This is a genomic window from Ruegeria sp. ANG10 (genome assembly GCF_040705255.1).
Classification (GTDB): Bacteria; Pseudomonadota; Alphaproteobacteria; order Rhodobacterales; family Rhodobacteraceae; genus Ruegeria.
In genome coordinates this window covers 340,210-352,416 of sequence record NZ_JBFCVU010000003.1, presented here as the reverse complement: position 1 = coordinate 352,416, position 12,207 = coordinate 340,210, and the positions used below count along the sequence as shown (strand labels likewise).

At 49.6% G+C, this 12,207-nt stretch carries 9 protein-coding genes and 1 tRNA gene; 4 read left to right on the top strand and 6 right to left on the bottom strand.

The features are described from left to right. Positions 1–146 precede the first annotated feature (146 nt). Positions 147–803 carry a lipoyl(octanoyl) transferase LipB gene (gene lipB / locus AB1A64_RS08820; RefSeq protein ID WP_366551068.1) on the bottom strand — a complete coding sequence of 219 codons (657 nt, stop codon included), beginning with the start codon at positions 801–803 and terminating at the stop codon, positions 147–149. Positions 804–842: 39 nt separating this feature from the next. Next, entirely contained in the window at positions 843–1,502 is a 660-nt protein-coding gene (locus AB1A64_RS08815; RefSeq protein ID WP_366551067.1) for a DsbA family oxidoreductase, read from the bottom strand. A gap of 142 nt (positions 1,503–1,644) precedes the next feature. Between AB1A64_RS08815 and AB1A64_RS08810 the strand changes: the two genes are divergently transcribed. Next, positions 1,645–1,731, top strand: a tRNA-Leu gene (locus AB1A64_RS08810). A 424-nt stretch (positions 1,732–2,155) separates the two neighbouring features. Here AB1A64_RS08810 and AB1A64_RS08805 read toward each other — a convergent pair. Beyond that, positions 2,156–2,425 carry an Arm DNA-binding domain-containing protein gene (locus AB1A64_RS08805; protein ID WP_366551066.1) on the bottom strand — a complete coding sequence of 90 codons (270 nt, stop codon included), beginning with the start codon at positions 2,423–2,425 and terminating at the stop codon, positions 2,156–2,158. 990 nt (positions 2,426–3,415) lie between these two features. After that, complete coding sequence (locus AB1A64_RS08800) at positions 3,416–4,849, bottom strand: HAMP domain-containing sensor histidine kinase (protein WP_366551065.1); 1,434 nt, start codon at positions 4,847–4,849, stop codon at positions 3,416–3,418. A gap of 270 nt (positions 4,850–5,119) precedes the next feature. On the opposite strand from AB1A64_RS08800, the gene AB1A64_RS08795 reads away from it, so the two are divergent. Beyond that, positions 5,120–6,484, top strand: coding sequence for a cytochrome P450 (locus tag AB1A64_RS08795; protein WP_170409423.1), 1,365 nt, complete (start codon positions 5,120–5,122; stop codon positions 6,482–6,484). A gap of 63 nt (positions 6,485–6,547) precedes the next feature. On the opposite strand, the gene AB1A64_RS08790 is transcribed toward AB1A64_RS08795, so the two are convergent. Together AB1A64_RS08790 and AB1A64_RS08785 are read right to left on the bottom strand one after the other, a co-directional pair. Then, positions 6,548–7,684 carry a response regulator gene (locus AB1A64_RS08790; protein ID WP_366551064.1) on the bottom strand — a complete coding sequence of 379 codons (1,137 nt, stop codon included), beginning with the start codon at positions 7,682–7,684 and terminating at the stop codon, positions 6,548–6,550. A 403-nt stretch (positions 7,685–8,087) separates the two neighbouring features. Then, positions 8,088–8,828, bottom strand: a complete 741-nt coding sequence (locus tag AB1A64_RS08785) for an acyl-homoserine-lactone synthase (RefSeq protein ID WP_366551063.1) — start codon at positions 8,826–8,828, stop codon at positions 8,088–8,090. Between the two features lie 557 nt (positions 8,829–9,385). Between AB1A64_RS08785 and AB1A64_RS08780 the strand changes: the two genes are divergently transcribed. Further along, positions 9,386–10,327 carry a response regulator gene (locus AB1A64_RS08780; RefSeq protein WP_366551062.1) on the top strand — a complete coding sequence of 314 codons (942 nt, stop codon included), beginning with the start codon at positions 9,386–9,388 and terminating at the stop codon, positions 10,325–10,327. Between the two features lie 891 nt (positions 10,328–11,218). Beyond that, positions 11,219–12,202 (top strand): glycosyltransferase family 2 protein, encoded by a 984-nt coding sequence (locus tag AB1A64_RS08775; protein WP_366551061.1) that lies wholly within the window; start codon positions 11,219–11,221, stop codon positions 12,200–12,202. Positions 12,203–12,207: the final 5 nt, after the last annotated feature.

The following is a 12,207-nucleotide window of genomic DNA, read 5'->3' as shown; positions in this document are numbered from 1 at the left end:
TTTTGTATCGTTCTGAGTGAGCATTCCGCCAAATAAACTCAAATTTAACGGGCTAAATGCCGGATTGCACACGGGTTCGGAAACAAAGGGAATTCTGAAGGGTAATTGTCAATCTGACTTGCCGCGTTTAGCGATTCGAACTCAGGCTACGCGATGGCCGTTTCGAAACTATCCGCAAAGGTTTTTTGCAAGGCAGCGTCCACATCGGCCATCGTTACAGGCAAGCCTAGATCGACCAGAGACGTCACACCATGTTCGCTGATTCCACAGGGGACGATGCCGGAAAAATGCTCAAGATCAGGTTCAACATTGATTGAGATACCGTGAAAGCTGACCCATTTGCGCAGGCGCAATCCGATGGCGGCGATCTTGTCTTCGGCTGGCTGGCCGGTCACCGTAAGCGGCTTGTCATCACGTTGCACCCATACGCCGACACGGCCGTCGCGGATTTCACCTTTAACGTTGAATTCGGCCAAGGCTGCGATCACCCAGTTCTCAAGCTTTTTGACAAAGCCCCGCACATCCTTGCCGCGTTTGTTCAGGTCCAGCATGACGTAGGCCACACGCTGGCCGGGGCCGTGATATGTATACTCTCCACCACGCTTGGCTTCGTAGACGGGAAAGCGATCTGGATCCGTCAGATCCTCGGACCGGGCCGAGGTTCCAGCCGTATAGAGCGGCGGGTGTTCCAGCAGCCAGACGCACTCGTCCGCCTCACCCGCAGCGATGGCCGCGACGCGCGCCTCCATAAAGGCGACGGCTTCGGTGTAATCAGTTAATCCGTCGGTGATCTTCCATTCCATGGCGGTTCCATATCGCGCAGGTGCGGCAAGGGGAAGGGGTCAGGCGGCCTCGGCCAGGCACCTTTGCAGAATCTGGGCATAGGTGTCGGTGCCCTGCGCTCCGGTCACCAGATATTTGCCGCCGAACACGATTGACGGGACACCGGAAATACCCCGGCTGGTCCAGAACTCTTGCTTCTTACGTACCGCTGCGACATGCGCACCGGATTCCAGTGCAGATCGAGCCACGTCAATGGGCAGACCGGCCTCTGCAACCGCTTCAAGCAGCATATCAACATTCGACACATCCTTCTGGTCGATAAAATACGCCTTGAACAGGGCCAGTTTCAGCGGATGCTGGCGGCCCTGAGCTTCGGCCCAGTCCAACAGTTGGTGGGCCGCAAAGGTGTTCACCATTCGGCTGTCTTCATTGAAATTGAACGCAAACCCCAGCTCGGCCCCAAGCTGCGTCAGCCGATCCCGATTCAGTTGGCTCTGTTCAGCGGTTGAGCCGTATTTCTCCATGATATGCTCGCGCAGGTTTTGACCCTCGGGCGGCATGGTGGGGTTCAGTTCAAACGGATGCCATCTGAGACGCGTCAGAACATTTTCCTGCTTCAGAGCCAGATCAAGCTGTTGAAATCCGACGATACACCAGGGGCAGACGACGTCTGAAATGATGTCGATCTGAAGGACGGGGCGGGGATCTAGGGCAGTCATGTTCAAACTCCTGAGCGGAAGATGAAGGATACGTTGCCGATACAGATATGAATGCAGGCGGGGAATTCAAACTGGCGTGTTTTTGTCTCTTCACATCCTGATCATCTGCGTCTATACGCCCCTCTACCAAGTCACTGGCAGTGCGGTCGTGGCGGAATTGGTAGACGCGCAGCGTTGAGGTCGCTGTGGGGTAACACCCGTGGAAGTTCGAGTCTTCTCGACCGCACCAATAATGAGCAAAAATCTGTTTATTTGCAATTGCTTGAACGCTCTATGTAAAATTCGAACCACCCTGCAGCCCACCCTATAGCCAGCACTTCTGGAATTTTGTTAATCAGAGGGGGGTTTTGGGTTCATCGTAGCTTGTAGGTCCACATCCAGTCCCATCGCTGCACCGTGCCGGAAAACGATGCCCAAACGGTCCATAGCCTTCTTCGCGGTCTCACCTTTGGAATGCCAAATAGGGGCGAGGGTGTTTTTTATGTCCTGTTGGTCAATCTCTTCAATCGGCACATTGCCAAGTTTGGGAGGACGTGAAGCTGAAGCGGTGAGAACCAGCGTCCAGCCTTGCCGTCGTACTTTAACTCGGCCTGACGAGCCGCAAAGGTTTCCTTCGCGACTAATGTTAGTGTGTGATCAGCTTTCGCAGCTTCTCAGCGTATCCGTTCCCGTTCTTTGATCGGGTCTTTGCCCTGACGGGCTACGGCCCGCCATTTCTCGGCCTCTTCGCGGGCTTCTTTCAGTGAGACGGGCGACAAGGCACCCAATCCCATCTCTCTACGACGCCCGTGCACATGAACCCGAAGGAACCACTTGCCGCCATCACCATCTTTTTTGTGCAACCAGAGGCCCCCGCCGTCCGAGTATTTACCGGGTTGGGCATTCTTTACCTGCAATGATGATAGTTTGTTGAGTGCTGGCATTGGTCCACCCTCTGGACCATCTTGTACAGTGAGGTACTGTGAACCAATCTGATGCATATGGAAAACATTTTTATGTAAAGCAGTGTCTTAGCCGAATTCTTGGGGAAATATGAACTGGTTGGAAATATGCGTGTTCAGGTCTTCAATACATCTCGACCGCGTCACATAATTCATTTCGTTGTGTAATTTCAATTTATCATGTTGGGGTAAACGATCTTGGTCCACCTAAAGGCTTGTGATTTGGTTATCAGCGCAACGTAGTCGCTTTCGCTGCTTCTGCACGCGTGCGCTGATGCCTCCGATCGTCGAGTAGAGTGCCCGACAACCGATCAAGTACATAAATGGCTTCCACCAACTACTGTTTATCGAGGATGAATCTCCACTGCTGGTTAAAAGGCTGTATGAGTGCGTCAACGAAATTAGCTGCCGCACATGTGAAGGCTGATCAGCCGCGAGTATTGAGATAAACGTGCAATACGGGCTTAAGAACTGTGACGACCATACAATCTGAGTTGGGTGTCAAAACTTGAGTGAATTAGTTCAAATAGAGTGCGCGGAATCGATGAAGAAACTGAATATGTTGACAGTCCGGCGGTCATTGGCTTCTTTGTTTCCGGTTTACATCAATTAGAACAACTGAAACGAACAAAACACGAGAAAATCTCGGTGCTTGGACAGCTCATCCCTTATGATGTTCGTTGAAATATCGCGGCCTGCAAGTAGTAGGCCTATTTGCCGAAAGTTGTGAATCTACTGCATCTTCGGAAATGTACCTGGTAACGAGTTTGCTGTTCCGATCTCATGACCGGAACAGCATTTTCTTTTTTTGGAGTTGCATTGGCAATATGCAGGCTCCCTCATTTTACCGCAGGCGGTTTCGAGCTTGTCATGAGGTCATGTAGTTTTGGCGTTAACTTTACTGCGAATAATCCGCTCTGAAACCATGGGATTCCTTCGAAAAAGCATGGTGACCTGCTTAGTGGGATTCGGCTAAAGTTGCTTGGATTGCACGGCGCAGGTTGGTGAGGTGTGCTCGGCTCCGGCGGAACCTACCTCGTGCCCGCTTATCGCGGGGAACATAACAAAGAACTCTGTGCCTTCACCAAGTTTGCTTCTGTAGTCTATTGTACCGCCAAAATGCTCAACAATTTCCTTTGAAATGTGCATTCCGAGTCCGGTACCGCCTGCGTGACGTTCATCGGAGGAGTCTATCTGGGAAAAGCGATCGAAAACTTTGTCATGGAACCCCTCAGGTATCCCGATGCCATGGTCTTTGACGAAGAGACGAATATTCCCGCCTACTTTCTCGCATCCGACGGTTATCTCGCCTCCATCAAGGGAGAATTTAGCTGCGTTGGAGATAATGTTGGCCAACACCTGAAGAAGGCGGGAGGCATCACCTTTAACGTACAGATCCTTGTTTCCCCTTAAGTCTTCTACAATTTCTACGTTGTGAGCACTGGTGTATCCCATGTTACAGGCAATCGCTTCCTGAATCAGCGCATGTACATCAACAGTTCCTTCACGGTAGTTCATCTCGCCCGCTTCCATTTTTTGAATGTCCAGCACATCATTGATTAGGGATGCGAGCCGTTCGCAGTTTTTACCTGCTAAATGAATGAGGCTTTGCATTGATTCTGGAGCTTCACCCAATGCGCCTGTGTTGATTAGGTCAAGTGATCCCTTGATCGAAGTGAGAGGCGTACGCAGTTCGTGGCTAACTGTCGATATGAACTGAGTTTTCGCAATGTAGGCCGCTTTTGTTCTTTCGTGCTCTGCTTTGAGCTTTTCGAGTTGTTCCAAATTCCTGCGGTAGAGCTTCAGAAACACCATCGAACAGTCAATCAGAAAGTACATTACAAAGATAACGGTGAAGAAGTGCAGCCAGAGTTCAGATGAAAGCTCGGGGCGTTCGGTCCAGATATCTTTGACGACAATCAACATGAACGATACGCCGTACATGGTCAGACGGATAATCATTGCCCACAGAAACTGATGGTTGTTCATTGCAGCAAACAACGCCGCAGCAAACAAGAAGAACATTGGAGTAAAGTGACCGCCGGCGGGTTGTGCGAAAGCAACTGAAACAGCATACAGGCAGATTGCAGTTGAGCTGAGGATCGTGTTCAACAGAATCCAAGCAACCATCATACTAATTGCTTTGTGCTGATCTGGCTTTAAGCGCGGTACGCGTTTGGCCAGCAATAAATCTTGCGCTTCGCATATGAGGATTGTCCCATAGAACAGCATGGCGTTAACGGGATCGAAGAAGAACGCAGTCAAAATGGTCGTGGCCAGATAAATAGCCTGCCGCTGCCACAGAAGCGCAAAGCTCATGGCAGTATAATCTATTATGTTTTGCAGAAGCCGGTTTTCCGTTTCACCAGAATCCCGGTCCGGCAGATTGGCGTCGATGGCTGTCATCTAGATGTCTTCGTTTTTCGCGCTTGGACAGTACCATTAGCGGCATAATGAGGACTTAGTTGGTCTGAATTGGGTTCACAGTTTGGCGCTAATCCTTTGAAGGCCACCGTGATTGTTGGCGTTTCACGCAAGATTCTGATGTGAGAGGTTGAAAAATTTTGTTGCGCAAATGCAGTGTGGGGCGCCCAGAATTGACGATCTCGTTGCTAAGTGCAATTTTTTTTATCTTAATGTGCCATAAAGAAGGAGAAAATCTAAAAGGGTTGGGGTTTGACTGCAGTTGAATTTACGAAGTTGGGGCAGGGCGCTGTCGCTCCTGTTTCGGCTAGGCTTGCAAAAAAGCCGGTGACACTGCTTCAGTTTGCAAGGTCCGCTGGTCGAAACATGTTTGAAGTCATCCCGGCCGAAACTCTGCGTGAAACTTATGTTCGTGGGCCTTTAAACATACACTATATCTGCGATCCTGAAATAATAACCGAGTTACTTGTCGGGCAGGGCCGTTCGTTTCCCAAAGCCAAGTTCACTAAAGACATTATTGGATCGGCTGTAGGCAACGGGTTGATACTCTCTGAAGGGGAAAAATGGCGTCAGCAGCGGCGTAGGTATTCTCCACTATTCGCCGCCAGGAACCTCCCGGTTCTGGCTCGGCATTTTGCAGAGACTGGTGTCGAGATTGCAGATTCATTAGCGGAACACGAAGGCCCCGTAGATGTTGCACAAATTGCGCCTGCATCAACGTTGACGAATATTTCCAGGGTGATTTTTTCGGGTAACAAGAAAGTCAGTTCAGAGCAAATACGCGTGGGGCTGATCAAGTATTTTGAGTACATTTCTGATTTGTCTCTTTTCGATTTAATGGGTTTGCCAAAGTGGGTGCCGCGCAAGAATTGGCTACGCAGCCTGGCCCCGGTGACTAATATGCGGAACCTTGCCAGACAGGTTATTGATCAGCGTCGCTCCGAATGCCGCAGCGAGCCACAGGATTTCCTCGATTTCATGATTGAGGCGTTGAAAACAGATTTCGAGGATGAAGCGACAACCGTTGACAACCTTTTAACCTTTGTCGTCGCTGGTCATGAAACTTCCGCCAACGCTCTGGCCTGGGGGTATTATCTGCTGGCGTTGCACCAAGATATGCAAGCTAAGGTTAGACAAGAAATTCGGTCGGTTCGCCCCAAAGGTCCAATGGAGTTTTCTGACCTGGAGGCAATGCCACTCCTGCGCGCCCATGTAAAAGAGACGCTGCGGCTTTACCCTTCAGCCGCGTTCTTTGCTAGAGACGCAACTGCCGACCTTGAAATCAAAGGGGTAAAGATTGCAAATGGTGACGCACTGTTCTTCCCAGTTTACTCTTTGCACAGAAACGAAAAATTATGGGATGCTCCTGACCACTATCGACCGGAACGGTTCTTGGGATCTACACTACCTAGAGGTCAGTACATTCCATTTGGAGATGGTCCCAGGATCTGCATTGGTGCTCAGTACGCTGAAACCGAAATCATGGTACTTATGGCTTCGGTGCTCCGTCGAATAAATTTTTCGATTACAGAGTCTGAATTACCGGAACCAGTTTTGACATTCACCATGCGTACCAGTGGCCCACTCATCCTCAATGCCGAACGGGTTCGCGAATAAAGTTGATATCTAAACTCCAGTGCCTGACCTTTGATCGACGTCAGGCCTGGCGATAGAATTAGCTTACTGCCGGCGAGTGAGGTAAGTGTTATCGCCGTACAGTTCACGCAAGACTACATCAAACAATCTATCGTTGACCATTTCTTTGCGATGCGGTGTGGGCTCTGAAAATGTGGAAGAGGTTGTAACCAGACCCTTTCTGAGATTGGCCTCACGATGATTCACTTTTTTGATAGCCATGTCCAAAGAGGCGAATGCTCCAACCTTCGTAAAAGAACGAAGCGATACCGGTGTACCTTTCACCACTTTAAGATGGACAGATGCGCAGCGGTTGCTGAGAACAGTCCCTAGTTCTTGGTTTAGGAAAGCTTCGGTCGGAATATTCTGGGTGCGTTCCCGCCCATGTGTAACAACGAGAAATGCGCCACTCCCGCGATAGGAATAGATTCCTCCAGCAGCCTGTGTTGTTCTTTCAATGCAGAATCCAATGTCGGAAACAGATCGCCGAAAATCACCAAAATTCTTCAGATCAAAGTGATACTCGGCGTCACGAAATTTGATTGCGGTGACCCAGGTGTCAAATCGACGCCTCCGTGAAAGCTGCTCGACATAGTTATCGAATTCGACATACCCCAAACATTGTTCCTGCTCGTCGATAGATAAAGGATCCTTGAAATTGAATTTCTGGTTGAAATCCAATGCACTGCGAAGATTTTCTATCGACGCCGATGAGGATTGGGTTTTCTTTCTTTCCATCATCAGAAGGTGAGCAGCGTTCATACGGCTGCGCAATTCAAAGAAGTCGAAGGGTTTAGTTACATAATCAAACGCGCCTTCTAAAAATGCCTTCTCGATGTTGTGCCTGTCATCCAGTGCAGTCAGCATTATGACAGGTGTTTCCAGATTTTCCGGCAGGTTTCGGATTTGTGAAAGCAACTCTATCCCTGAGGTTCCAGGCATCTGAATGTCAACAAGCAGACAGTCGAACGGGGATTCTGCTGCTTCTATCATCCCAAGCGCTTCATCAGCTGAACTGGCAGCAGCCACATTGCAGTTTTCGAATTCAGGAAGTGCTGACTGGAGCAATTTCAAAATGTCAGGATCATCATCAACCGCCAGTACAGTAAGTGCGGTCTTTCTTTGCGCTCGATGCTCTAAAATTCTTTGGAACCGATCACTGCCAAATGTGGAATGTCTCATAACTGGTGAACCGTCGATATCCTCATAACGGGATAAACTTATGAGGAGAGTGGGTCGAAACAGCGGCAAAAATGGAGAAAGTCTTTGTAGAAAGGGGCTTTTTCTTGACCTTTATTTGGCGCCAACGGCCTCAATAACGAATTGCCAGTTATTGTTGTGAACTAGCGTCGCTTTCTCTTAACGTTATTTTTTCGGCAATCTGTTGGCGCTAAAGGGCAGTCTACGATCGCAAAACTACGGAATAGAACAACGGTTGGAAGTCTAAGCATCGACTCTGGAAACCCCACGAAAATGCAATACAACCGAGTTTTCCCAATAGTCTTAAAATCAACCTTAGTTGCAATGAAATATGCGTCGGGCGTCCAAGAGTAAATAAGACAATCTAGTGGGTGAGGTGTTCCATTTACTTGTGGATGTTGAATAAAACCGACTGACTGATGGTGCCATCGATGGAAAACTTTGCGCCGACAGGCGAGGCATTGATGCCCAGTCGCCGTGACCACCGTGCCCAGACTGAGGGGACGATGCCCAGGATGCTGGTTGCACCACCTTCCATCGCGACAGTAGTCATCTGGTGAAACAACTCCTGTTGAACCGGAAGCCTGCGTGACGATGCAACATCCTTTGCCACGAAGAAACGGGATGCTTCCCAAACAGAGCGCTTTACCGGGGCGTCAATAAATAGAACGTCAGTTGGTATTCCTTTAAGGATACCTCTTTGCGCGTCGCGCAGCATATAACTGTATACCCCGCACTCTGCAGTCGTGGGCAGAAGTCGCACACCTCCTAAGACCTCACCGAATTCATGCAACACAACCCATCGACAGGCTGGCGTGTCGTATTGGTCAAATTCCATCCCGTCAGCTTCACCAACTTGCCACTTTAACTGGTCAATGAAAATTGATTTTCTGGTTTCAAGGTATTTTGTCAGAAGGGTGCCATGCTCGGAAATATTGCGAAAATTAAGTGTAGTCGCGCGAATATGGCCAATGTTGCCACGTGGCATTGGCGGACTGCTATTGGCAGCAAAAATTTCTAGTCGCGCCAAAGTATTTGGTGCGCCTGAAGTGCCGTTAGCAGGTGTCAGTTCCGGAAGCCCCTCCGGGACCGGGTATGTCTGCTTATACCTGAGTGGTTGGTCCATATTTTACTCATATTTCTGACACACTTATGGCAAGATTCAACTCAGCAAGTCCACAACCCTATGCGGTAGTTGCCCGAATAGATGGATAGGTGTGTCTAAATCTCCTCCCTTCCTTTGGTTACCTTCGCTGATTGACCAAAAACTTTAGAAAGTTCTTGGCTTCTATTTTCTCCCGCAGGTTCCACTTCTTTCCCCTTGTCTGGCAACATTTTGAAAAAATACAGCTTCTCTTATGTATTCCTTTCAAATTCTCGATGGATCAGGCGCGGTTTCGCTATCCGATAGTATTTCGAGGCAGTCGTGACGGCTGATAGGAGCAAAGTTAAATTGGCATCAAGAATTGGAGGGATTTGCTTTTCAGTATGCGCTCTCGCACGGGAAGAATTGCGCAAGTTAAAAAAAATGCACAGACATAAGGAAGCCCACCTTGTGTCACCGTTTTGCCGCCTTCGTAAGAGAGGATGAGAAAACCCTGAGTGTATCATGCGCGAGCCAACCGTTGCCTGAAGTCTGCAATGCCCAACGTTTGGTGAGGTGTAAAAGGTTGGTGAAAAGTTATGCGTATACTTGCTGTAGACGACGATCCTAGCATCCTGGAGTTGCTAGATAGAGTTCTAGACGCGTTCGGTTATAAAGACGTCGTCACCGCCAGAAGTGGGCTAGAGGCCATTGAAATACTGTCACGACCTAACGAAGCGTTCGACTGCTTGCTACTGGATGTGCAGATGCCGCAAATGAACGGCATAACTCTTTGCGAAGAAGTGCGAAAATTACCAGAGTACACTTACACGCCTATTATCATGGTGACCGCCATGGTGCAAAAAGAGTACATCGACGAAGCATTCGAAGTTGGGGCGACGGACTACGTTACAAAGCCTTTTGAGTTCTCTGATCTGAAGCAGAGGTTGTCTGACGCCTATAGAATGGCAGCGGAACGCAGAGCCGCAATCGAAGTGCTGGAAGCTGAAGCGGATTTTGAGTTGTGTTTTGGCAATAGTCCGGACGTTCGCTTAAGTGATCCGCAATGCTTCGGAGATTTGCCCGGTTTCATTGGGTTAGCTGAATTTGAGAACTACGTAATTCAGCTTTCAACGATGCACTCCATGGCTGCAAAGCTTGTGGCGGTGAAATGTATAGGCGCCGAACAAATCTATGAGACGAGCACGGTCAGTGAATTCCGTAGTGCCATGACTTTAGCTGGTAAAGCGGTTCTGTCAGCTAGTCAGGAAGGGCGTAAAGTGGCGACCTATTGGGGAAATGGCGTGTTCTTGGTGATCTGCGACAATCAAATTAATTTGAGCGAGGACCAGTTGGGAGCTCCGCTTCCGGAGGCATTGAAAGAAATTTCCGGTGACACCACTTCAGGTCGGCCAATTGGCTTCCAAGTTAGCGAAGAAGTTATGCTTAAAGCCAAAACCAAGATGGAGGCGTTGTTCTTGATAGACAAGGCCGTCGAAATGGCTGAAATGTCGGAAGGTCGAGCGGCGAATATCGGTTGAAAAACTGCATATATGGATGGTGATTGAGACTAGGCTGTTGGTGTAAAAAATACATTAGAACGCCCTGAGTTTTTCATTTTGCTGATTTAAATCGATCCGCGCGCTCGTTCATCAGACGTTCAACCTTTGTGCTTTTGGCCTACTTTGTCCGTTCTCAGTGCCTACCGGGCGGCAACAACTCGGAGAAAGAACCCGTAAGCTTCTTCTCGAAATTTGATCTGATGCGAGATCTGGCGTATTCGCCTCTCTCTAATTTCCTGAAGGTTTCTTTCGCAACCACGGTCAAAGCGTGATCGGTCTAAGCAGCTTCCCGGCGTATCCGTTCTTGTTCTTTGATGGGGTCTTTGCCTTTACGGGCTACGGGTCGCCATTTCTCTACTTCTTGGCGTGAATCTTTAGAGCTATGGCTGACAGAGCACCCAACCCCATCTCTCTGCGAAGCCTGTGGACATGAACCCGAAGCACTACTTGCCAGCATCACCGTCGTTTTTGGCAGCCAGGGGTTCTCGCCATCCAAGCACTAGCCGGTTTGAGTGTTCTTCACTTGCAATGATGATAGCTTGTTGAGTGCTGGAATTTGGTCCACCCTATGGTCCACCTTTTAGTGTGAGACACAGTGAACCACTCTGAGGCGAAATGAAACCATATTTTTTTATTTTGCAGTAAGTTAGACGACTTCTTGAAGCAACCAGAAACGGTCAGAAGTATGCGTGTTCAAGTCTTCAATGCATCTCGACCGCACCATTCTCTTCTGAATTTATGGCGATCAGCCCCATGGATCGGGGTAGAGTTGCACCAGTTTGCGCCGGATTGCTGATTACTCCAATTCCTGTCTCGCCCGCGCCCTCTGGGTTGTGTATGACGAAGGTCAACGCAAGTCGGGAAGTATTTATGTCTCAGGCCATTACCGTATTCACCACGATGAAGAACGAAGGCCCCTATATGCTGGAATGGGTCGCGTTTCATAAAACATTGGGGGTCGATCACTTTGTGATCTTCACCAACGATTGCGACGATGGCACCGACGATATTGCCCGCAGACTGCAGGAGTTGGGGGTGGCCACCCACGTCTCGAACGAGGTGAAAGAGGGAGGCAATCCACAGCATCAGATGCTGCGTCGGGCGCGGCGTCATCCTAAGGTCAAGGAAGCTGATTGGCTGTTATGTCTGGATGTGGATGAGTTCTGGAACATTCGCCACGGCGACAACAGCTTTGACGCGTTGATCACCGAGGTTGAAAACCGTGCGGAGCAGCCGGTGGATGCGATTTCATTCGCGTGGAAACTGTTTGGCAGTTCCGGCAATATCAGCTTTGAAGACAGACCCGTAACCGAAACCTTCGCGATGGGAGATCAAGAGTTTCCTTACCATTCAAGCCGGGCGTTTGGACTTAAAACCCTGTTTCGCAACAATGGCAAATTCACCCGGTTTGGCCCGCATCGCCCAAAGGGTATGGAAGAAGGCAAGGAAGGTGAGATTGCCTGGTCCGACGCCGGGGGCAAGCTGTTTCCGGCCGAAAAAGTGGGGTGGCGCGCTTGGCGTGGCTTCGATCATTCACTTGGGCGACTGCATCATTACTCGGTTCGATCGCTGGACGGTTTTCTGATCAAACGCGACCGCGGACGGACCAACCATATCAAAGTGGATCAGGGGCAATCCTACTGGCAGGACATGAATGCCAACAAAGAAGCTGACCAATCCATTCAGCCCATCGCACGGCGCGCGGCACCATTGTTGGCAGAGCTTAAGGCGGACGAAACGCTGGGCGCACTTCACGCGCAGGCCTGTGACTGGCACCGTGCCAAGATTGCCGAGATAAAAATGCGGCCAGACTGGGTGGATTTTCGGGTTTGGCTGGCGGATAATCTCATCTGAAGATC